Annotated in this window: 15 protein-coding genes; 10 read left to right on the top strand and 5 right to left on the bottom strand. The window is 58.6% G+C overall.

Features of this window, described 5'->3' with window-relative positions; translation table 11 throughout:
* Positions 1 to 39 precede the first annotated feature (39 nt).
* From radA to GKA01_RS04150, 3 genes are all read left to right on the top strand, one after another.
* The gene (gene radA / locus GKA01_RS04160; RefSeq protein WP_146859479.1) at positions 40 to 1443 is read left to right on the top strand and encodes a DNA repair protein RadA; all 1404 of its coding nucleotides are present in this window, start codon (positions 40 to 42) and stop codon (positions 1441 to 1443) included.
* Positions 1444 to 1647: 204 nt separating this feature from the next.
* A complete protein-coding gene (locus tag GKA01_RS04155; RefSeq protein WP_146859477.1) occupies positions 1648 to 3246 on the top strand; it encodes a Hint domain-containing protein in 1599 nt (532 codons plus the stop codon).
* Positions 3247 to 3266: 20 nt separating this feature from the next.
* Positions 3267 to 5237, top strand: a complete 1971-nt coding sequence (locus GKA01_RS04150; RefSeq protein ID WP_146859475.1) for a glycosyltransferase family 4 protein — start codon at positions 3267 to 3269, stop codon at positions 5235 to 5237.
* Positions 5238 to 5243: 6 nt separating this feature from the next.
* On the opposite strand, the gene GKA01_RS04145 is transcribed toward GKA01_RS04150, so the two are convergent.
* Together GKA01_RS04145 and GKA01_RS04140 are read right to left on the bottom strand one after the other, a co-directional pair.
* Positions 5244 to 6866, bottom strand: a complete 1623-nt coding sequence (locus tag GKA01_RS04145) for an alginate export family protein (RefSeq protein ID WP_456305904.1) — start codon at positions 6864 to 6866, stop codon at positions 5244 to 5246.
* Between the two features lie 177 nt (positions 6867 to 7043).
* On the bottom strand, positions 7044 to 7631 hold the full coding sequence (locus GKA01_RS04140; protein ID WP_146859471.1) for an IMPACT family protein: 588 nt from the start codon (positions 7629 to 7631) through the stop codon (positions 7044 to 7046).
* 80 nt (positions 7632 to 7711) lie between these two features.
* Here GKA01_RS04140 and GKA01_RS04135 point away from each other — a divergent pair, with 80 nt between their 5' ends.
* From GKA01_RS04135 to GKA01_RS04120, 4 genes are all read left to right on the top strand, one after another.
* The gene (locus GKA01_RS04135) at positions 7712 to 10300 is read left to right on the top strand and encodes an MMPL family transporter (RefSeq protein WP_146859630.1); all 2589 of its coding nucleotides are present in this window, start codon (positions 7712 to 7714) and stop codon (positions 10298 to 10300) included.
* 117 nt (positions 10301 to 10417) lie between these two features.
* Positions 10418 to 10981: a VOC family protein gene (locus GKA01_RS04130; RefSeq protein ID WP_194265837.1), complete on the top strand. Its 564-nt coding sequence runs from the start codon at positions 10418 to 10420 to the stop codon at positions 10979 to 10981.
* The gene (locus GKA01_RS04125; RefSeq protein WP_194265838.1) at positions 10978 to 11523 is read left to right on the top strand and encodes a cupin domain-containing protein; all 546 of its coding nucleotides are present in this window, start codon (positions 10978 to 10980) and stop codon (positions 11521 to 11523) included. Before GKA01_RS04130 ends, GKA01_RS04125 begins: the two co-directional genes overlap by 4 nt.
* Before the next feature lie 711 nt (positions 11524 to 12234).
* Complete coding sequence (locus GKA01_RS04120) at positions 12235 to 15438, top strand: TonB-dependent receptor domain-containing protein (protein ID WP_228119890.1); 3204 nt, start codon at positions 12235 to 12237, stop codon at positions 15436 to 15438.
* A 139-nt stretch (positions 15439 to 15577) separates the two neighbouring features.
* On the opposite strand, the gene GKA01_RS04115 is transcribed toward GKA01_RS04120, so the two are convergent.
* Genes GKA01_RS04115 through GKA01_RS04105 form a run of 3 tightly spaced genes read right to left on the bottom strand, consistent with a single transcriptional unit; the run spans position 15578 to position 18081 of the window.
* Positions 15578 to 16825 carry an NAD(P)/FAD-dependent oxidoreductase gene (locus GKA01_RS04115; protein ID WP_146859467.1) on the bottom strand — a complete coding sequence of 416 codons (1248 nt, stop codon included), beginning with the start codon at positions 16823 to 16825 and terminating at the stop codon, positions 15578 to 15580.
* Positions 16826 to 16864: 39 nt separating this feature from the next.
* Positions 16865 to 17833, bottom strand: coding sequence for a nucleoside hydrolase (locus GKA01_RS04110; protein ID WP_146859465.1), 969 nt, complete (start codon positions 17831 to 17833; stop codon positions 16865 to 16867).
* The gene (locus GKA01_RS04105) at positions 17830 to 18081 is read right to left on the bottom strand and encodes a DUF3297 family protein (RefSeq protein ID WP_146859623.1); all 252 of its coding nucleotides are present in this window, start codon (positions 18079 to 18081) and stop codon (positions 17830 to 17832) included. The genes GKA01_RS04110 and GKA01_RS04105 overlap by 4 nt, the downstream gene beginning before the upstream one ends.
* Before the next feature lie 182 nt (positions 18082 to 18263).
* Between GKA01_RS04105 and GKA01_RS04100 the strand changes: the two genes are divergently transcribed.
* The 3 genes from GKA01_RS04100 (at position 18264) to GKA01_RS04090 (ending at position 23718) form a co-directional block, all read left to right on the top strand.
* Positions 18264 to 19460, top strand: a complete 1197-nt coding sequence (locus tag GKA01_RS04100) for a lipase family protein (protein WP_146859463.1) — start codon at positions 18264 to 18266, stop codon at positions 19458 to 19460.
* A 56-nt stretch (positions 19461 to 19516) separates the two neighbouring features.
* Positions 19517 to 20332: an SDR family NAD(P)-dependent oxidoreductase gene (locus GKA01_RS04095; RefSeq protein WP_146859621.1), complete on the top strand. Its 816-nt coding sequence runs from the start codon at positions 19517 to 19519 to the stop codon at positions 20330 to 20332.
* Between the two features lie 80 nt (positions 20333 to 20412).
* A complete protein-coding gene (locus GKA01_RS04090) occupies positions 20413 to 23718 on the top strand; it encodes an efflux RND transporter permease subunit (RefSeq protein WP_146859461.1) in 3306 nt (1101 codons plus the stop codon).
* Positions 23719 to 23750 lie beyond the last annotated feature (32 nt).

Here is a 23750-nt window from a genome sequence, read left to right as displayed (position 1 = left end):
GGGTTTGTTCCCCCCCCTTCCGACCCATGAGACCCAGCCTTGGCCAAAAAGCCGACCACCCGTTACGTCTGCCAGAACTGCGGCGCTACCTATCCGAAATGGAACGGGAAGTGCGAAGCCTGCGGCGAATGGAATACGCTGACTGAGGAAACTCCCGAACCGACAGCCCGCAAAACCGGCAAGCTGAGTTCAGGGCGTTTGCAGACCGTCCGGCTGGATGGCGAAACCCGCCCGCCCCCGCGCATCACGACCAGCATTACCGAACTGGACCGTGTTCTGGGTGGCGGGCTTGTTCCGGCGTCGGTCGTGCTGGTCGGCGGTGATCCGGGCATCGGCAAATCCACGCTCATGCTGCAGACGACCTGCGCTCTGGCGCGTTCGGGGCATCGCGTCCTGTATGTTTCGGGCGAAGAATCGGTGGACCAGATCCGCATCCGCGCCCAGCGGCTGGGTCTGGACCGCGATCCCAAAATGCTGGACTCTCTGGATCTTGCCGCTTCGATCAATGTCGGCGAGATCGTGGGCTCTCTGGAGCAGGACCGGGCGCATACGGTCGTGGTCATCGATTCCATCCAGACGATGTGGCTGGAAAGCGTGGAAAGCTCGCCGGGGTCGGTTTCGCAGGTGCGGGCAAGTGCGTTTGAGTTGATCCGGCTGGCCAAGACACTCGGTTTTGCACTGATCCTGATCGGGCATGTCACGAAGGAAGGTTCCCTCGCCGGGCCGCGTGTGCTGGAACACATGGTCGATGCGGTCATGTATTTCGAAGGTGATCGCGGGCACCAGTTCCGCATCCTGCGCGCGGCCAAAAACCGCTTTGGTGCGACCGACGAAATCGGCGTCTTTGCCATGACCGATATTGGCCTCACCGAAGTGCCCAATCCTTCCGCGCTGTTTCTGGCAGAACGTCGCGGCAATATCGCGGGTTCGGCAGTCTTTGCCGGTCTGGAGGGCACACGCCCCGTTCTGCTCGAAATCCAGGCGCTGCTGTCACCCAAGGCAGGGGACGGGGCGCCGCGCCGGGCTGTCGTGGGCTGGGACACGTCGCGACTGAACATGCTCATGGCTGTTCTGGATTCCCGCTGCGGCCTCAATTTGGCGAATATGGACGTCTATTTGAACATCGCCGGTGGTCTGCGCGTGAACGAACCTGCCGCCGATATGGCCGTCGCAGCAGCGCTCGTCTCGGCGGCAACCGGCACCCCCACCTCACCCAACGCCGCCTATTTCGGCGAGGTGGGCCTGTCAGGCGAAATCCGGCAGGTTAGTCAGGCCGATCTGCGCCTGAAAGAAGTAGCCAAGTTGGGCTTTGGCGAGGCAATCCTACCGCGACGCGTCTCTGCGGCGTCTGCCCGTGTTAAACCGCCCGTTGGGCTGAAACTGCGCGAAATCGGGCATCTGACGGATCTAGTCGGACTTTTCACTGAAAAAACAGAATCGTGAATAACTGAGTCAAAATACAGTAAATAACGTTGAATTGATCTTTATTTTATTCCATTTGCGTTGATCGATTTTAACGATTTATTTGCGCGATCTCCAGAACCGGATTGTTTATGGTTACACAGCAACCATCTTGGAATCCGGACATCCGCTCGCACCTGCCGCGGCGTAAGTATTGTCCTTTCCCGATAAAGGAATACATGCGCCATGTCTTCTTCCTCTCAGGCTTCGTCCGGAACTGAAACCGGGACCGATGGCTCCATCACCGTTGTCGCGGGCGCCACGGTCTCGGGACTGACCATCAATGGCGTAACGGAATATGTGCTCGGCTCGGCAGTCGATACGATCGTGCACGGCTATGAAGATAGTAGCAGCTACGGCGAATATATTCCTACCTCAGCAGGTACTCAGATTGTGCAATCTGGTGGCGTCGCTGATCACACTCAGATCCTGTCCGAATTCTATTATCAAGCTAATGGCTGGACCGCGCTGGACGCTCCTGCCAACCAGATCATTCAAAATGGGGGTAGCGCCTTTGACACGACCGTCCAGGGATCGGCCGTGAATGCCTATGTCGGTGTTGGCAAATACTATGATCAGGAAATAAAAGCTTACCAGACGGTCGAAAGCGGCGGGTATGTCAGCGGCGTTCATGTGGAGAATGACGCCCTTTCCACAATCGAGGCAGGCGGCTCCGCCACTGACACGGTTCTTAAGGGTTCGTCTGCAATTTTCTTCCTCGGGAGCGGCGGGAATGACTGGCACTATGAGACACTCCACTTCCAGGCAGAGCAGGATGTGGAGGGGACGAGCGAGAATGTAACCGTTCAATCCGATGGCGTGCTTGTGGTTGACGGCACAGTCCGGAATGCCACGGTGTCCAGTGGCGGCATGGTAATCGCCCATAGTGGGGCCATACTGTCTGATATCTCGGTCAGCAGCGGTGGGGTGCTCCAACTCGATTCAGGCGTATCCCTGGAAAACCCCGTAACGATCCAGACATCCGCAGCCCTCGTTTTCACCGATATCAGTCCCTCAGGAGGAACAGTCAGGGCAACTGTCATCCCTGATGAAGACGGGACAAGCGGGAGACTGGAAGTCTTTTCCGGAACGACGATGGTTAAGGACATCGCCATTCAGGGTGACTTTACCTCGCCGCTCTATTTTACGCAGGCGGCCAGCGGAAATTATCTCGAAATGGGTTTTGGAACGCCCTGTTACTGCCCGGGAACGCTGATCGCGACGCCAGACGGAGAGCGGCCGGTAGAAAATCTGGAGATCGGAGACGCCATCCTAACGGCCAACGGCAAGATCCGGACCGTACACTGGATTGGACGCCGCGCCTACGATCCCCTGTTCGCTTACGGCAACCGGGATATCCTGCCGGTTCTCATCCGGGCGGGAGCACTGGAAGAAGGGCTGCCAAGGCGCGATCTGATGGTTTCGCCACTGCACGCCATGTTCATCGATGGTTTCCTGATCCCGGCCCTTCATCTCGTAAACGGAACATCCATTCTTCAGATCCTGCGTCCAGAGACGATCCGCTACATCCATGTCGAGCTTGAAAGCCACGATCTGCTGCTGGCGGAAGGCGCGCCGTCTGAAAGTTTCCTTGATGACGGCTCCCGTGGAATGTTCCATAATGCTGATGATTACGCGGCCCTTTACCCCGACTCTCCTCCCCAGCCGCCACGCTACTGCGCCCCGCGCCTCGAAGAGGGTGCAGAGCTTGAGGCCATTTACCGCCGGCTATGTCTCCGGGCCGGACGTCTGGAAGATGGGATCGCAGAGATCAGCGCGGCCTGAACCCGGGGATATCCTTCGCCTTGACAGCTCCTCTTGTCGGCTATGTCGACGTCTGCGACCGTGAACGTTTTGCCGGATGGGCGGTTGATCTCGCCACACCGGACATGCCCGTGCGGATTCAGGTACGGGTCGATGGCGAACTGGTGGATGAAACGGATGCCGACACCTTCCGTGCCGATCTTGATGGCACGGCACGACAGGGGTGCTGCGCCTTCAGCAGGACATGGCCTTTTCCGCTACCGCATGAAGGAGCGCTGATCGAATTCACGGATACGCGGGAAGACCGCCCCCTGAATGGCTCTCCGGTTCGGATTCCTCCACTGCCCGCTTCCCTTGAAGGGGCGATCGATGTCGCAGACCGCTATCACATCGCGGGCTGGGTCCGGGATAGCGACAACCCGGACCGAACTGTCTGGCTGACAGTCTGGGTGGACGGCAGACCCGCCGGACGCATCGCGGCGAACCGTTTCCGCGCAGATCTGCGCGACGCGGGTTTTGGTACGGGGCGCCATGGATTTCACCATGCCTTTACAGCCGCGATCGATCCCCTGACGGATCATGTCATCGAACTCCGCTACGGTGAGGAGCGCTTCGGCACACCGCACACGCTGCGCAGAACGGGCGCATTGTCCGCCGAACTCAAAGACCATGTCTCCAGCATTCTGTGTGGACTGGACACCCCGAATGCCCGAGCAGAAGCCCTGGCTTTTCTGGTCTCGGAAGCCAGCGCGCTCCGAACGCGGGAGGGTGCGGACGTGACGGCCCTTCGTGAACGCATGGAGATCCGGCGGGCGCGACGTCTGGGGCATGAACCGTCCGAGGCCAGAGCCGAAGCGGTCGGTGTCCCGATGCCACGTCCGGTGGCCCTGTTTGTCGATGACCGTGCACCCGATCCGGCGCGCGATGCTGGTTCGGTCGCCTTCCTGTCCCATATCCAGGCCGCCCGTGACCTTGGCTATAGGTGCTGTTTCATGGCCTCCCGCTTTCCGCCGGACGAGCAGGATCGCGCACGGCTGGAACATCTGGGGATCGACTGCCTGATGCCCCCGGTTTTCCCCTGCCCCGAAGAAGCACTCCGGCGACTGGGCGAAGGACTTGAGGTGGTCTATCTGCACCGCCTCAACAACGCGGAAAGCTATGCGGCGCTTACGCGGGCATTTGCTCCCGCCGCAACGCTGATCTGGAGCGTTGCGGACCTGACATCCCTGCGCCTTCACCGGCAGGCCGCCGTCGAATCACGCCCGGAACTTGAACGCTTTGCCAGCCGCCTTGAAGTCCGGGAAAATATGTGCGCCTGGCTGGCGGATTTCGTACTGACCCATTCTTCCGTAGAGGCTGGGCGCCTTGGCCGGACGGTTCCCACCGCCAACATCCATGTCGTTCCGTGGGATGTGCCAGTATCGTCCCGCAGACGCGTGCGCCCGCAGGCCCCTGTCATCGCCTTTATCGGACACTTCGCGCATGAGCCCAATCTGGATGCGGCGAAATGGCTGGTTCTAACGATCATGCCGCTTCTGCGGGAGGCTGTTCCGGGGCTTCGGTGCCGCCTGATCGGGAGCGCCATGCCTCATGCCGTTCATACGCTGGCAGCGGAGGATGTGGAAATCGTGGGCGCCGTCCCGGACCTGGCCGATGCACTGACAAATATTGCCCTCTGCGTGGCGCCGCTGCGTTTCGGCGCGGGGATCAAGGGCAAGGTTCTTGAATCCTGGGCTGCCGGTCTGCCCGTCGTCATGACCACTATCGCCGCCGAAGGACTGGTGAACCCGGACGACAAGACATGGCGGGACAGCATTGCCGATACGCCCTCTGCATTCGTGGAACGGATTGTCGCATGTCTGGACCCGGCCACCGCCCGCAAACAGGTTACGGCTGGACGAAAACTGCTTAGAACGCGCTTTTCACGGGAGGCTGTCCTTTCGGCTCTTTCGCCGCTTGTGCCACCTGTTCTTCAGGGCACGGAGCATGAAGACCCCGCCCTTCTGAACTGACGCGCCTCAGAACCTGAAAATCACATTGGACTGGGCATAGCTGCCGCTTTTCCCGCCTGCCGCGTGAAGGCCGTTCGAGGCCATGAACCGCGCGCCATAGATCTGCCAGGTCAAGTGCCGGTTGAGCTGGAGTTTGAGGGACGCCTGCGGCACCACGCCGATATAGCCGCCGTGATAGGTTTTCGAGAATGTGTAGGGGCCCGACGAATTCCAGATCGCTCCGTCCGCGTTCTCCCGCCACATGAACGGCACCTTGAACTGGATACTCGCAAAGCCTTTCCACGGTGTGATGCTGAGAACCGGGGAGAGGCTCACGAGATTGGACGGCTGGATATAGGTCGTGGTGTCCAGATAGTTCGTCTGCGGGTTGAAGGGCGCCATATAGGTCCTGACCGGGCCGTCCGTTCCGTTGGCACCGCCGGAATACAGATCTGCCTGAACGCCGATGAACGGGTGCAGTGGTGAGGGCGTATGCCGGTATCCCACGATTGTATTGACCGAATAGGCCTGAACCGAAAATTTGCGTTCGCTTCCCGATTTCTGGAACGTCCCGTCCTGATACAGACCACCAAACGAATATTCGAACGACGCAGCCGTGCCGTACCAGCGGAAACCAACATTTCCGCGTGAAGACGTGCCTTTCATTGCACCCGAGGCAAGCGGCACGACGGACAGACTGCCGCCATAGCGGTAGCCATAATAGAAAATGTCCAGAAACGAATGGACCGTCTCACCGCCAATCGAGAACTGCGGCACCAGAGCCGTAATGTCCCCGCCATACAGGCGGGTTCCGTAATCTTCCGTGTCGTGGAACATCAGGGTCGCGTCCGTTTTGGTCTGGACGAAATCAAACGCATCCACGCGGATATTGGGCCAGATCGCATAAATGCGCCCGCCATTCCACGACAACGGCACATTGGGCGTCTCGCGATTGTACAGCACGTAAGACGGGGCATCGAGGAACTGCTGTCGCCCGAACATGAAGCCGGTCTGCGCCCCTGCGAGCTTGCCCTTGAACTCAATGAAAGCCTGCTGGAGGTCCAGCCGCTTGCGATAGGTGGTGTTGTAGCCAAAGCCTTTCCAGCCCCCGGCATCCGCGTTGATAAGCTGTCCAAACAGTCGGACGTGCTCGCCCAGATGCAGGTCTGCGCCGTAGAGATTTCGCACACCGAACCGGCCGGAATTGCTATTGCCCTTCTTTCCGAGAAAAGGTGCTTCCTCATACCAGTTCCGCAGACGCGTCTCGCCGGAAAAGGACAACCAGATTGTTCCCGCATCGTTCAAGGCAATGAATTTGAGCGGGTCGAACGGATCATCCCGACGACTTTTATCGCGCAGGAAACTCCAGTCCTCCGCCCAAGGCGCCACACCATAGCGGCCGACTGGCCCAAAACCCGCTGCTTCGCCGTTACCATAGCTGAAGGCGCCCCATGGCCCCTGCCGACCCTGCGGCGCGTGGTTCTGACTGGCAACCACACGACGCGGCTGCCCTACGACACCGGCGTGGGGATAATTCTGGATGGGCGGCCGCTCCGTGGAAGGCACCCGGATCCATTCTTCTGTTTTAAGAGGTTGAGGCGCAGCGGAGATTTGCGGAGCAGTCACGGGCACTGTGGTCTCAGCGGCCATGCCCCTGTACGGCATGCAGATTTCCACTGCCATCAGGACAAAAAAGGACCGGTTGCGGTATGAAAGATGACGCGACATGCCCTGAAAACTCCAGACGGGGTTCGCAGAACATTATTCAGAGATCCAAAAACATCAATCTCCATAGTTTTAAATAAAAAATACTATTTTATATAGTTTTTAATCCCATCGGGTAATCTCCATCTGCCCTCGCGTCAGATCCCGCAGCCAGTCCGTGATGGCCTCAGCGTCCTCGGCCGGTACAGCCAGTGTCATCCAGGCACCCTCGGCATCGAAGTCACATTCCGTCCGGTTCGCACGCCAGCTTTCGATCTTCGATTCCACCATCGCAAAGCTGGAGAACGGGCAGTGAAAACGCAGGGATACTGTTTCAATCCGCTCAATCCGCTCCGCCTCGCGCAGACAGGCCGACGCCGCGCCGCCATAAGCCCGCACCAGCCCTCCAGCGCCAAGCTGCACACCGCCATACCACCGCGTCACGACGATCATGACGTTATCAAAGTCCTGCCCCTCAATGGCGGACAGAATCGGCCGTCCTGCCGTGCCGCCGGGTTCTCCGTCGTCACTGCATCGGAAGCGCTGGCCGGTTTTGAAAGCCCAGCAGTTATGCGTCGCCTCCAGAACGGCGACCTCACGGAAGAAGGCCATGGCGGCGGCCTCGTCTTCCACAGGAGCTGCGGAAGCCCGGAAAACACTGTTCTTAATCATACTTTCGTAGGTCGCGAGGCCGGGCAGAGTCCATGTCATGGCTTTCCTTCTGCATCAGGATCGCTGAAATGTCAGGATGGGGTAGGGAAACGCTGCCCGTTCTGTTAAGGGTAGGCCCCATGTTTTCGGATCTGACCGGTCGGCTCAATGCCGTCTGCGCGCGTCGTGCGCCCCTCGTCCTGGCCCTGTTCGCACTGCTCTGTGCCGGCTCCATCGCCCTGAGTGTCACACGTATCAGCGTGACAACGGACACCAGCAAGATGTTTGCCAACAGTCTGCCCTGGAAAAAACGAAGCATGGAACTGACGCGCCTGTTCCCGCAGGACAGCAACCAGCTCGTCGCCATCATCGACAGCCGCATCCCTGAACAGGGGCGTGTGGCCGCACGGGAACTCGCCGCGGCGCTTAGTCAGGACCATACGCATTTCAAGACAGTCAGCCTGCCCGGAGACAATGCCTTCTATAACAGTCACGGCTTCCTGTTCCTCGACACAAAGGATCTGGAGCCGCTGCTAGACTCGATCGTCTCCGCCCAGCCTTTCCTTGGTACGCTGGCCGCCGATCCGTCCGCCCGCGGCCTGTTCGGCGCTCTTGGCCTGATTGGTGAAGGCATCAAAGCCGGACAAGGCATCCCCAGCGGCTTCAATGGGGCGCTGGACGGTTTCGCCAACTCCCTGACGGCGGCGGCAAACGGCCATCCGCAGGATATGTCGTGGCAGAACCTGCTGATCGGCAAGCTGGCTGAACTGGGCACGCAATATGAGTTCGTCGTCACGCAGCCGAAGCTCGATTACAGCTCCTTCCAGCCCGGCGAAGGCGCCACGACCGCCATGCGTCAGGCGATCAACAACCTTGAATTCGTGAAGACGAAACAGGCTTCGGGCATCATTACCGGTGAAGTGAAACTGTCGGACGAAGAGTTCTTCACCGTTGCGCACGGCATGGTGCTGGGGCTCATCATTTCGCTGATTCTGGTTGCAGTCTGGCTGATTCTTGCCGTCCATTCTCCTCGCGTCATCATTCCGATCCTGCTCACCCTGATCGGCGGCCTTCTTCTGACGACGGGTTTCGCAGCTCTGGCGGTTGGCGAACTGAATCTAATTTCGGTAGCCTTCGCGATCCTGTTCGTCGGCATCGCGGTCGATTTCGCCATTCAGTATACTGTGCGTCTGCGCGGACAGCGCAATAACGACGGGTCCCACCCTTCCCTGCATGACGCCATCACCCTCACGGGTCAGGAAAGCGGAGCACAAATTCTTGTCGCAGCCCTTGCCACGGCGGCGGGCTTTCTGGCGTTCTATCCCACAAGTTTCATCGGCGTGGCGCAGCTCGGGCTGATCGCGGGCTTCGGCATGCTGATCGCCTTCTTCTGCACCATGACGCTGCTTCCGGCCCTGCTGTCCGTCTTCCGCGCGAAGCTGGGTAGCGGAACACCGGGATTTGCTTTCATGGCGCCCGCAGACGCCTTCTTGCGCCATAAACGCCACAAGGTCGTCGGTGTCTTCGCACTTCTGGGTATCGTGGGGCTGGCTCTCATGCCGCTCCTGAAATTCGACGCCGATCCGCTGCACACCAAAGACCCCAACACCGAGGGTATGCGCGCGCTCCATCTGCTGGAAGCCAATCCGCTCACCACGCCTTACAGTGCGCAGGTCCTGACTCCGAACCTGACAGACGCCGCCCGACAGGCTGCAGCGTTCTCGAAACTGCCGAGCGTACACGACGTGCTCTGGCTCGGCGCTCTGGTCCCCGATGATCAGAAGACCAAGCTGGCCATGATCGAGGACACGGCCTCCATCCTGCTGCCGACCATTACGGTGGCTAATCCTGCGCCAGCACCGGACGCCGCAGCCATTCGCGCCGCAGCTGTTACGGCCGCACAGAAGCTGGATGCCGTGAAGGATCAGCTCCCTGCCCCTCTGGAAAAAATCCGCCAGGCGCTGCACACGCTCTCCACAGCCTCCGACACCACGCTTCTTCAGGCCAGCACGTCCCTGACGCGGTTCCTGCCGGACGAACTGTCAATGCTGCGTACGGCTTTACAGCCCACGTCGGTCACGATGGACAGCATCCCGCAAGATGTGCGTCAGGACTATGTCCTGCCCGATGGTCGCGCCCGCCTGACGATCCACCCCAAGGGCCAGATGTCCGAAACGCCGGTGCTGCACCGCTTCGTCCGCGAACTGCGCTCGGTCAATCCGGATGTCGCGGGCCCCGCGATGGAGATCACAGAGAGTGCCAATACGATTGTTCACGCTTTCACTGTGGCGGCAATCTGTGCACTCATCATGATTGCCATCATCCTACTCGTGGTTCTGCGCCGCCTGCTGGATGCGGCGCTTGTCATGGCACCGCTTCTGATGTCGGCGCTGCTGACCGTCATCCTTGTCGTCACCGTTCCCGAGACGCTGAACTACGCCAACATCATCGCCCTGCCGCTGCTGCTGGGTGTGGGCGTATCGTTCAACATCTATTTCGTCATGAACTGGCGTGAGGGCGTGAAGGGTCCGCTGACTTCTCCCACAGCACGCGCGGTGCTGTTTTCAGCCCTAACGACCGCCACGGCTTTCGGCTCGCTGGCGCGCTCCGGGCATCCGGGCACGGCGAGCATGGGCCGACTGCTGTTAATGTCCCTCGGCTGCACACTGCTCTGCACAATGGTCTTTGTTCCGGCCCTGCTTCCCAAACGGTCGATCGACGAGGCCTGATTCCCGGATATCCCCGAGACGGACATCTACTGACACGGTTTGCGGCAATGTGACCCGCATTACGGCAACCGTGCGTTTCCTCAGGGGTTGAGATCTTCTGCAAAGGAGGATCGCCCCTTGACCACAGAACACTCAGGCCTGCCGCGTGGCATCGATCATGTCGGCGTCACCGTCCCGAACATCAACGTCGCCGTCCGCTTTCTTGAAGAAGCTTTCGGCGCTGTCGCGCTCTATCGCAACGTCACCCGCACGAAGCCGCAGAAAGGCCCGGAGACGGAAAAGATTCTCGGTCTTCCGGGCGGTACCGTCGTTATCGAAATGTGCATGATGGCACTAGGGCATGGACCGGGTATCGAACTCTTTGAAATGAAAGGCCCCGACCAGCGCGAGGCCGCGCGCGCCTGCGACTGGGGCCTTCAGCATTTCGCGGTCTATGTCGATGACATCCATGCCGCCTGCCATCGTTTCCGTGAAGCGGGCGGCACCCTCCTGACCGAACCACAGGGTCAGCCCTCGCTGGAAGCCGCACCGGGCAACATGTTCTGCTATGGCCGCACACCCTGGGGCATGATCGTGGAACTCGTCTGCACCCCGCATCAGGAACGCTTCAACGACATCGCGCCCATGGATCGTTATCAGCCGCCACCGCTTTCCTCCCCGAACAAAGGATCAGACGCATGACCCGCTTTCCTCTACGGGCCTCTTTTCCTTTAGTCCTTCTTCCCTTGGCCTATGCGCTGCTCACGACCCCGACATTCGGGGTTGCCAATGCTGCCGACCCCACCCCACCGACGGCCTGGTACTGGCACAACTGGACGGATAATGACGGCATCAGTCACATGACCCATTGCCCGTTTCATAATTATGATCTGAAAACCATGTCCAAGCCCGCGGGGCCGCAATGGCAGGACCATGTCCATCAGGGAAATGCCGAGATCATTTCCACCGTCCAGCCCGCTCACTGGGATGGGACCTGGCACCCTGATCCGAAAGTCCAGTGGATCATTCCGCTCAAAGGATCCTGGTATGTTACGGCCATGGATGGGAAACGAGCGGTTATGGGTCCCGGAGATGTTTCTCTCGGAGAGGACCAGATGAGCCGGCGGGATGCCAAGGGTCATATCGGACATTTCGCAGGCAATATCGGTGACGGTCCGGTCACGCTGATGGTCATCCAGACAGACGAAAAACCGACAGTCAATCAGCCCTGCCGCTTTCATTGAGTTAAACAATCATCTGAAACAAATCTGATTGTAACCGGCAGCCTCTGTCATTGGGCAAACGCGCGACGGACGGTTTCATTTTTCGGATCGCGGCGCCCGCTCTACGTCGGAGAGATATCGGGATGGAATCGTGGACTGACCGGAAAACCATTTCATAAGTAGGAAACCCACCACAAAGACATAAAACTATTTTATTTAGTTTTTTAAACTAAAATGCACATTTATATAGTGCAAAAATGCCCTCAGATAAGAGAAATTTAAATTCCGGAATGTGATAATTTTGAATTATAATATTTGTTTCGTAAATATACTTAATTAACTTATTTTCATGAAAAGCCTTATCATTAAGGCGGCGTCCGTTTACCGAAAATATCTTCATTAATTGTTATTTTTATTATTGAAAAATCTTCTATTGTTCAAAAAGTTTTTTCTTATATTGTTTTATTATTTCAAGAATTATATTGTCACAATTCAATTAAAACTGAGAAATGTGACATAAGCGCAACGCCTTTGGTGACATATGTCAGGAGTGTTGCATTCTCGTAGCAAAACCGTTGCACACCGTTTCGATTTCCGATGAAAGTAAGCGCAGAGATACATGTTTTCTTGCGACCTTATCGAGAAGGGACAACGGCCGCGATGACCACCTCTGTGCTACATTCATTGAAAAAGCGCACTCCTGCGCCCCGGACAGTCGTCCGGATGTTCCTGATGGCCGGCATTTCCTACAGTGTCCTGCCTTGCGTGAACGCTCATGCCCAGAGCACCACGACCGCACCCGCAAAACACGCTTCCGCTCACAAGAGCGCAGCTAAGAAAAAGACTCCGGTAAAAGCTGCCACGACAGCCAGAACTGCACCCGTCGCAACTCCGGCAGCCACTGCAGCAGCCCCGGTTGCAACCGCGACGGCGACGGCTCCCGCAACCCAGTCGAACAGCAAGGTGCTGCAGCAGGGCACGGAAGCTTCAAACGCAGCTGAAGTTGTCACGGTCACCGGTACGCGTCTGTCCCAGACGCGCCTGACAAATGTCATGGCTGGAACAACACTCAGTGCAGACCAGATCAAGAAGCGTGGCTACACCGATATCGGTATCGCGCTGATGCGTGAAAATCCCGCTTTCGGTGTCGGCGACAATACGCCGATCGGTGCTCAGGGCAGCTTCGGTGCAGGTCAGTCCTTCACCTCCCTGCTCAATCTCGGCAGTGACCGAACCCTGACGCTGGTCGACGGTATGCGCATGGTCGGCGGCTCGACGGCATCCCTTTACGGTGCGGGATCAGGGTCGCAGGTTGATATCAGCGCCATTCCGACCTCACTCCTAAAAGGTGTGGAAACCAAGCTGGGTGGCGCAGGCGCAGCCTATGGCGCGGACGCTGTGGCTGGTGTGGTCAACTACCAACTTGACGATCACTTCACTGGCGTAGACTTCAATGCCCAGGGCAACTGGAGCCAGAAGCTCGATGCCCCTGGTGAGAAAATCACCTTCAAAGTTGGTCACGACTTCGATCACGGCAAAGGCGGCATGGTATTCGATGTTGAATACCGAAATAACGGCGGCATGCTCGACAATGACCGGCCTTATCTGACTGGTCGAAACGCCACAACATATGTTCGCCAGCCAATTGGCGGGACAGGGAAATACACTTACAATCTTGCGCAAGGCGCTCGTAACATCATAGCATCAGTTACAGGTGTTCCACAGCTCACAGGCGAAAATCCGCCCGTCTATAGCGGTCAGGTTCTGGATGGTATCTCCAATGCCGCCGGTCAACCCCTGATGTTCAGCGGCAATGGTCAGTCTCTCGTTCCATTGACGTGGAACTATGCTACCAAGAGCCCCACAACGGTGGTTGGCGGTAACGGAACTGCACTTCAGGATTACGGTCAGCTCTATACCCCAACCCAGAAGCTCAATCTGACGCTTCTTGGCCACTACGACATCACCGATCACATTCACGCAACATGGCAGGGCTGGTACGCACGCGGTACAGCATCCAGTGAAGTTGGACAGGGCACCTGGAGCACCCCGCTCTTTGCTGATCCGCTGACGATGGACAACTACCACAACAATGCTGAAGTGAACGGTGCCTACGCACTGAGCACCAACAACCCATATCTGTCCTCCGCGGAACGCACGACAATCGTCAATGCCCTGTCTGCAGCGGGTCTACCGACCGATACGTTCTACATGTCGCGCCTAAATCAGGATCTGGATGCGGGCATGTATCAAACGACGATGCAGATGTATCGCTTTCAAGGAGGACTGAACGGTGACTTCGATGCCGTCGGTCGTCACTTCAACTGGAAAGTTCGTGGGGAATACAGCCGCTATCTGAACGATACATGGCAGCCTTCCATCGTCACACAGAACCTCATCAACGCGCTTGACGCCACGACGGACGCCGGCGGCAATATCGTCTGCGCCCCCGGCTACACCAGCGCCCCCATCAAGACCCGCAGCTCCACCTGCGCACCGTTCAACCCGTTCGGCACCGGTCAGTCCACAGCTGCAGCACGGAATTACATCCTGGCTGATGCCCACCAGAAGAATGCCAACGCACAACGCGACATTCAGGCTGAAATTTCCAGCACAGTCATGCGCCTTCCCGCTGGCGATGTCCGCTGGGATATCGGTTACGAACATCGACGGGAAGGATATCGCTTCAATCCAGGCGCATTCTCCCGCGGATGGGAACAGTCTGACGGTTCATATCTGCAGTATGGCAACTCAACCTCACTGCCGCCCACAGGCGGCTCCTATCACACGCATGAAGTCTTCGGGGAACTTGAAGTTCCGCTGGTCTCACCGAGCATGCATGTGCCTGGCATCTATAACCTGTCTGCTTCAGCAAACGGTCGTTACATCAATAACAGCATGACCGGTGGCTATTGGACTTATATGTTCGGTGGTGCCTGGTGGCCGACACAAGACTTCGGCCTGAGCGGTAACTATTCCCGTTCGGTCCGTAATCCGTCCGTCACCGAACTGTTCGCGCCCAAGAGCACAGATTACGAAGATGGTATCGACCCCTGCTCGTCGGCTGGTATTGATGCTGGTCCGAATCCCGCTGTGCGTGCCGCCAACTGCGCGAAAGCGGGGATCAAGCAGCCGTTCGAGTCAAACTTCAACAACTTCACTGTTCAGGGCACCGCAGGTGGCAATAACAAGCTGAAAAACGAAGTTTCCACCAGCTATACCGGCAACCTTGAATTCCATCCGCACTTTATTCGCGGCCTCGATTTTATGGGCTCCTTCGTAGACGTAAAGATCAACAACGCGATCACATATCTTGGTGCTGAAGATATCATGGACGGTTGCTACGACTCGACGTCCTACGGGCCAGGCAATGCCTATTGCGCCGGCTTTACGCGTGGAACAGATGGCCAGCTCACGAACTTCCAAGCTGGTTATTATAATATTGCCAACTACGAGACACAGGCTCTGCAAGCTCATCTCGAATATAACAGCCCACTGTCGCGCTTTGGTCTGCCATCATCTGCGGGTGAGGTCGGCCTGACAGGCACCTATGTTCACTATCTCAAGAGCCAGCAGAGCTACCTGGGCAACACCTATCTGCTCAGCGGTACGACAGCAGCACCCAACGACAACTTCACGCTGAATGCGAACTATATCCGTGGTCCGTTCAGCCTGCAGTGGCAGACCCTCTGGTATGGTCCTTCGCACTACGCAGTGCAGGTGCCGGCCACCCAGTACTTTGCCAACAAACGTCCGTCCTTTGCCATGTTCAACCTGACGGTTGGTTACGAAATTACCAAAAATTTCAGCGCCAGCTTCATGGTGGACAACATCACCAATGCGCTGCCAAAGTATCCCGGTACGGTCAGCCTGAATCGCTACTACGACGCGATCATCGGCCGTTCGTTCCAGATGAACCTCGGCGTTCATTTCTGATCCTCTGATCAGCTAGAACACTGGAAAAGAGGGGCTTCGGCCCCTCTTTTTTTGTCTGTCGTCCCAAACGCAGGCAAAAAAAACGGGACGGATTTTCATCCGCCCCATCTTCGGTTCCAGCTCCCGGTAAGGGCAAAGGTCAACCAGTCTCTTTGGGCGTGTGCTTCACCTTGATGTTGTAACCTTTGAGCATTCCGTACCAGTAGAGTTTCGGAAAGACTTCCGTCTTGAGGAACCAGGCAAAGCGGCTGGGCTTACGCTGGTCATAGGGGAAGCTCGGCGCGACCTTGCCGCCATACAGGAACTCAGCCAACACGACCTTGCCGTAAGACACCGTTAGCGGGCAGGCGCCGTAACCGTCATAGCTGCCTGTCTGCGGACGGCCATCAAGCGAAGCCAGCAGGTTTTCCACAACGACCGGAGCCTGTTCGCGGGCTGCGGCGGCTGTCTTGGCATTGGTGGTGCCCAAAACGTCACCCGCGCCGAAGATATTGTCATAGGTCTTGTGACGCAGGACGGTCGGATCGACATCCAGCCAGCCGGCTTCATTGGCAAGGGGGCTTTTCTTGACGAAATCCGGAGCACTCTGCGGCGGCACGACATGCAGCATGTCGAACGGACGCACGACGGTCTGATCCGTTCCAACGATCTGGAAAGTGGCTTCGCGCTTCTCGCCATCCACCTTGATCAGATTTTCCTGCTTGTGAAGGTTCACACCGTAATAGTCGATCTGGCGCTGAAGTGACGGGACGTAATAGGACACGCCGAACAGCGCATTGCCCGCCATCGAAAAATCGACGTCGGTACGATGGAGCGACCCTTCCCGGCGCCAGTGATCGCAGGCCAGATAGACGATCTTCTGCGGAGCGCCGGCGCATTTGATGGGCATGGGCGGCTGCGTGAAGATTGCCTTGCCGCCATCGAGATGACGAATGCATTCCCAGGTGTAGGCGGCCGTTTCGCGTGAATAATTGGACGTCACGCCATTGCGGCCCAGCGTTTCGGGCAGACCTTCGATCTTGTCCCAGTCGAGTTGAAGGCCGGGGCAGACGACCAGACGACGATATTCGACGACGCGGCCGCTTTTCAGCATTACGGTATTGGCTTCGGGCTGGAAGCTTTCGACGCTGTCACGCAGCCAAGTGACATTGCGGGGAATCAGGCCGCCTTCCTGACGCAGGGTCTCGGGCAACGTCATCACGCCCGCGCCCACAAGGGTCCAGCCGGGCTGGTAGGCGTGGGTCGTGGAGGGCTCGATGATGGCGATCGACAGGTTGGTGCGTTCACGCCGAAGCTGGGCTGCGATTGTGATTCCGGCGGCACCACCGCCTACGATAACCACTGAAAAGCGGTCGTTCCCGGTTAGGTCTGTAATCGGGTCTGCCATGTTCGGTTACTCCTACGTCATTGTCTGACGGCAAAGAGTCTAGTCCAGAAGGGCAAGTCTTTCCGTCAGAAGGGAATAGAAGGCATCTGCCTGAACGTCATTTATCCATAGCGCGTTCGGAACCCGATCGGTTACGGCCCACAGGTCGACAATACTCTGCCCCAGACAGAGTGGCGCATCGACCTCCACGTCCACATTGCAGGTCCGCCCTGAGAACAAGTCGGGCCGCAACAGAAAACCGATCGTGAGGGGGTCGTGCAATGCACCGCCCTCCCAGCCATATTTGAGCTTTTCGAACCGGTCTTCCGCACCCAGCATCCGCACCACCATGTCGGTTACGCGCGAACCGATCGCCGCAATCGGCTTCAGGCGGGCAGGAGTCGCAATGGCGCGGTGCGTTACGTCCAGCGGCAGAAGCGTGATCGGAACTCCCGAACGCATGACGATCCTGGCGGCATGCGGATCCACAAAAAAATTGAATTCGGCGGTCGGGGTAATATTGCCACCTTCGCGCTGCGCCCCGCCCATAGCCACGATCTGCGCGATCCGGGACACAATATCCGGTGCATGGGTCAGAGCAAGCGCCAGGTTCGTCATCGGACCAAGGCAGACCAGCGTGATCGTCCCTGCCGGTTCGCGCCGCAGCAAATCAATCAGATGGGTCGCAGCATCGATCGCCTGCGGGCGCAGTTTCGGAGGCGGGAGATTGGCACCGGCCATTCCCGTCTCACCATGGACATGTTCGGCGCTGATGGGCGCACGATGCAGCGGACGGGCCGCGCCCTCGAATACGGGAATATCGCGGCGGCCTGCCAATTCGAGCAGGGCGCAGGCATTTTTTGTCGTCAGGGCAACGGGAACATTACCCGCGACGGTCGTGATGGCCTCAACTTTCAGTTCAGGCGAGGCCAGCGCCAGCAGGATGGCCACGGCATCGTCCTGACCGGGGTCAGTATCAATGACGATGCGGCGCGGTGTGGAGCCGGTGGGGCTGGCCTGCGTCATCATGCGTTTTCTTCGGAGTCCTTGATCCAGACTTCCACCGGTCCCGTGACCTTGATCGTCATCGGGCGGCCGCGACGGTCCATGGACTTGCCCACGGCCAAACGCACCCAGCCTTCACTGATGCAGTATTCCTCGACGGTGGTACGCTCTTCGCCCTTGAAGCGGACGCCAATGCCACGCGACAGCAGCTCTTCGTTGTAATACGGGCTGTCCGGGCTGGCGGAGAGACGATCGGGAATGGTGTCGGTCATGGCAGGGTTATCCTCGCTTTTATCAGGTCCGGTCATGGCTGACCGGTCCGTCAGAACTTTTCTCTGTAGCGCCGGATTGGCGGCTCTCCAAGTCCGGGGATGACCCGATGCAGGACATGACCGCTCCCACAGGAAGCTGAGCACTGCTATGAGGAGGGCTTCTTGTCGGAGACAGACCGCCCATGCCGCACCGCCCTTTTCGTCATAGACCGCTCACCGCTCTGGCCTCCCTTGTTATGCTTCTGGCAACGGGCGCCGTCCTGTCCGGATGTGCTTCGGATGATGATGGCGATAACTGGTCCGTCAGTGCTCCCGTCTCTGCAGGGCAGGCGATCCGGCTGGATTCCGTTCCATCCCATGAACCGGCCTCCGTTTATCGCCTGACCTATCGCAGCACGGATGCGCGTAATCCGCAGCAGCTCGTCCGCGTTTCGGCCCAGGTTCTGATCCCGCACGGTCATGCGCCGGCGGGAGGCTGGCCGGTTCTGGCCTGGGCGCATGGCGAAAGCGGCCTGCATCTGACCTGCGCCCCGTCAGTCATGGGGATCGGCACCGTCCAGGCCCGTTTTTATGACGGCTGGCTGCGTCAGGGCTTCGCCATTGTCGCGACCGACTATCCCGGCATGGGAGAACCCGGCGCACCCCTTCTGCTGAACGCACGCTCGGAAGGCATGAGCGTGCTCGATTCCGTTCGTGCAGCCCGCGAGCGCCTGCCGGACATCTCGGAACGGGTGGTTCTGAACGGACATGCGCAGGGCGCACAGGCGGTTCTGGCGGCCGCGGGCATGGCCGCGACCTATGCCCCCCATCTGCGGATTCTGGGCACGATCGCCGCGGCTCCACCCTATCTCGACGAGGAAGCCGTGCAGGAACTGCTGCACCCCGCCAGTCCGCACAGTTTTTCTCCCGCCGTGCCGGAACTCCTGACTTTAGGACAGTCTCTGACCGAGGCCGATCCCTCCACAGACATCAACGAAGCTTTCACGCCACGCGGCCAGCGTCTACTGCATGACGCGGGCACCATGTGCGCCTCGGATTTTTTCCCGATCGCAAAACGCTCCGGGCTGACACCTGCAACTCTGCTTGAGCCCGATGCAGCCCGTGTGCTGGCGCCAGCTTTCGACTGGGCGAAATATCCTGCCTTTTCCCTACCGTCTCCCGTGCTGATTGAATCCGGCGCGCAGGATCTGCATACCTCGACGCGGCAGCAGAAACGCCTTGTTGCGCGGCTCTGTGCGGCGGGAACGGCCGTGACGCACCGCATTCATGACGCCAGTCATAACGGTACTCTCGCAGCCATGATTACGGACGCCCATGGCTTCGCGGGGCAGCTTCTTAAGGGCGTCACCCCGCGTTCGGACTGCAATGCGCCGGGATGATCCTTTTTGCTCATGAAGGGATCACGTCCGGACAGCGCTCTGTTACAGTCTTTTTCATGAATATCCTGATTACAGGCGCCGCGTCCGGCATCGGGCGCGGCCTTGCGTTAAAACTGGCCCGTCCGGGCGTCTCCCTGCATCTATGTGACCGCGTGGAAGACGACCTGATGAAAACTGCTGCCCTGTGCACTGAAAAAGGGGCGCGCACTTTTCCGGCAGTTCTGGACATCCGCGACAGGCAGGGAATGGCCGACTGGGTTTCGGGGGCAGCAGGAGAGCGGCTGGACATGGCGTTTCTGTGCGCAGGCATTACGGGAGGTCTGCCGCCTGCATCTGATGACGGATGGGTCATGGAGCGCGAAGAGCGGGTCCGGGAGATGATTGACATCAACCTGACCGGAACGCTCAACACCTTCTTTCCGGTCGTGACGGCCATGCGCCAGCAGGAACGGCGGCATGACCACAGCGGCGCCAATCTGCGCGGGCGGATCTGCGTCATGGCGTCGGTGGCAGGATTTGTCTGTTATCCCGGCACACCATCCTATTCCGCCTCAAAGACCGCGCTAGACCGGTTCATCGTAGCTAACGCATCCTGTCTCGAACGTTCCGGCATCAGCCTGACCAGTGTGTGCTGCGGCTTCGTCGATACGCCCATGGTGCGCCAGAACCGTTTTCCGATGCCTGGTCTGGTATCCACGGAAGAAGCTGTCCGGCAAATCCTGCGCGGAACACTCCGCCGAACCCGGCGCGTGATCTTTCCCGCCTGGCTGGTTATGGGATCGCGCCTGATGGATCTGCTCCCGCCCCGGCTCGCGGAACGGTATTATGGAACCCAGCCTTCCGCGCAACCAGCAGGAATGCCCGACTTCTGATCCCCCGCATGACGGAGCGCTGACATTTTGTGTCCTATCAGTAATGACCCGAAACGCAGTTTTGTAGATAAACTGCCCGCATGAATTTCTGCCGCCTGTTCATAGACCGTCCCGTTGCGACGACCCTGATGTCCATTGCCATCTTCATGGCGGGTCTCATCTGCTATCCGCTGCTACCGGTCGCAACGATGCCGGATATGACCACGACGTCTATCATGGTCGTGGCGACACAGCCGGGCGCTGACCCGCAGCAGATGGCGACATCCGTAACCACGCCTCTGGAGCGCAGGCTGGGGTCCATCGCGGATCTGGAAAGCATCGAATCCGACACGAGTGCGGGGCAGGCGCAGATTTTCCTCGAATTCTCGTCGTCGCGAAACATCGACGGTGCCCTGCGCGACACACAGGCAGCGCTGCGCGCGGCGCGAGCGGACCTGCCGACCGGGACGATGGATGCCGATCCACAGGCGTTCAAAATGGATGGCGGCGGCTTTCCTGTCTATCTCATGAGTCTGACCGGAGATCAAAAGACACAGGCCCAGCTTTACGACATCGCCAATATCCGCATCAAACCGCTGCTGGCTGAGGTCAAAGGCGTGGGACGCGTGGAGGTCGTGGGATCAACAAATCCCGCTGTGCGCGTCGAACTCAATCCCGGCCCTCTCTACAAATGGGGAATCGGTCTTGAGGACGTCCGTACCGCGCTGGCCTCCGCCAACGCCTTTACGCCCAAGGGCTTCATCGACAGCAACGGCCAGCGGATGATGCTGTCCACCAACGATCAGGCCATCAACGCAGCCCAGTACCGGGACCTGATCGTCGGATACCGGAACGATTTCTATCCCGTCCGGCTGAGCGATATCGCCACCATCACCGACAGCGTTCAGGACGTCTACCAGGCCAGCTATATCAATGGTCATCGTGCCGTGACCCTCGTCGTCACCGCGCAGCCGCACGCCAACACAGTGGCCATCGTGGACGGGATCAACGCCAACCTGACGCATTTGCGGGATGCGCTTCCCGCTGACGTCAATCTGGTCGTGGGGCTTGATACATCGCGCTCCATTCGAGCATCTCTGGCGGACGCACGGCTGACCCTGATCCTGTCGGTCGTACTGGTCGTTCTCGTCATCCTGCTGTTCTTCCGCAAGATGGTGACGACACTCATTCCCGCCGTCACTGTCCCGATCGCCCTCTCGGGCACGCTGGCAGCGATGTCGGCCTTCAACTTCACGCTCGACGTTCTGTCGCTCATGTCCCTGACGATCGCTGTGGGCTTCGTGGTCGATGACGCCATCGTGGTTCTGGAAAACATTGCCCGCCATATGGAGGAAGGAAAAGACCGCTACGAAGCCAGCCTTATCGGCGCTTCGGAAATCGGCTTTACCGTGCTGTCCATCAGTGCCTCTCTGGTGGCGGTCTTCATTCCGCTGCTGTTCCTTCCGGGGGGAGCAGGCTCGATCATGTTCGAGTTCTGCATGACGATGATTTCCGCCATCGTGATCTCGATGTGGCTTTCCCTGACCCTGACGCCAATGATGTGTGCCCACCTTCTGGAAATCGATCATGGAGAGCAGCCGAGAAAAGGAATCATCGGCCGTATCGCCGTTCTTACGGAAACGTCGCTGGACTGGACGCTCAAGCAGTATGGCCGCTCCATGCACTGGTGCCTGCGCCATCCGATCCTGATGGGACTGACCCTTCCGCTCAGTTTCGTGGTGCTAATCGGGTCCGTGGTCCTGATGCCCAAGGAGTTCATTCCCACGCAGGACATGTCGCTGCTGGCGGGGCACGTCAAGGGCGACGCCACCATGTCCTTTCAGGAAATCGACCGGCGTCTGAGGGAAGTAGGGGCCATCGCCCAGACGGATCCGGATGTCACCTCCACCACCATCTTCAGCAACGACAAGAACAGCGGTGAGCTATACCTGCATTTAAAGGAGAAAGATCAGCGAGCCTCCGCCGAAACCATTCTGGACCGCATCCGCAAGCGCCTTCCGAACGAGCCCGGTGCCGACGTCTCGTTCTGGAATGTGGGAGGAAGCAGCCAGGGCGGCAGCAGCTCCAAGAATACCGGCAGTTACCGGTATGTGCTGCGGGGAGAAAATGTCTCCGATCTGTTCGGCTATATTCCAACTCTTCTGAGCGCCCTGCGGGCATCGGGCAAGCTGGTCAATGTGTCCTCCACGACGGAAGGTCAGTCCGTCGCCGCCTACGTCACGGTCGATCGTGACACGGAGGCACGGTATGGCGTCACCCCGCAGCTTATCCAGAACGTACTATATGATTCGTACGGACAGGCGATCGCCTCCACGATCCATCTGCCCACCACCGAACATCGCGTGATCATGGTTCTGGCGCCTCAATACCGCATGGATCCCGAAACGCTCCGTCAGGTCTGGATTTCAACATCTGCCGGTACGGCGGCAGGCGGCGTAGCGTCGAATCTTATCCGGGTCCGCACAACTGGCAGCACATCCGCGAACAGTTTCACATCCCTTGCGACGGCATCGATCCAGAACTCCCTCGCCAACCAGATTTCGGGCAACACCTCCAGCGGTGCCGCAGTCTCGTCCTCGATGGAAACCATGATCCCGCTGACAAATGTGGCATCCATTCTGTGGAAGCCGCAGCCGCTCGATATCACCCACCGCGGTGGTTACTACTCCGCCAACATCTCCTTCGATCTGGCGACCGGCGTGAGCTACAATCAGGCCGTCGAACTTATCAAACAGACCATGCAGAACACGCATGCTCCGGATGGAGTTCTTGGCGATTTCACGGGAACCGCCGGCGATACGCAGAAGCTCATGATCAATGGTGCGCTGGCCTTCCTGGCCGCGATTGCCGTGATGTATATCGTGCTCGGAATCCTCTACGAAAGCCTGATCCATCCCATTACGATCCTCTCGACCCTGCCTTCTGCGGGCATTGGTGCAGTTCTGGGACTATGGATTGCAGGAGAGTCGTTCAGCATCATCGCGATGATCGGCATCATCCTGCTGACAGGCATCGTCAAGAAAAACGCCATTCTCGTCATCGACTTCGCCATCCATGCCGAGCGCGTTGAAAAACTCTCTCCGAAAGAAGCAATCTTCAAGGCTTCGATCACCCGGTTCCGTCCCATTCTGATGACGTCCCTTGCCGCTGCACTGGGAGCCGTCCCCCTGATCATCAGCAACGGTTACGGAGCAGAAATGCGTCGTCCGCTCGGCGTTTCCATTCTGGGTGGCATGATCGTCAGCCAGCTTCTGACCCTTTACACCACGCCGATCGTCTATCTGTGGATGGACGCCATCGGCGCCGGAACACGACGTTTCTGCCACCGGATTCTGGGCCTGCTGCGCCGCCATGACAGAGCCGCGCATTCCGCCACAGAAATCTGAGTCGAAATCTGAACCCGGACGATAAAACGCCT

Origin of the sequence: Gluconobacter kanchanaburiensis NBRC 103587 (assembly GCF_007988905.1) — a bacterium.
Lineage (GTDB): Bacteria > Pseudomonadota > Alphaproteobacteria > Acetobacterales > Acetobacteraceae > Gluconobacter > Gluconobacter kanchanaburiensis.
The sequence above is the reverse complement of the archived record's forward strand: the minus strand, read 5'-3'. Positions and strand labels throughout refer to the sequence as shown.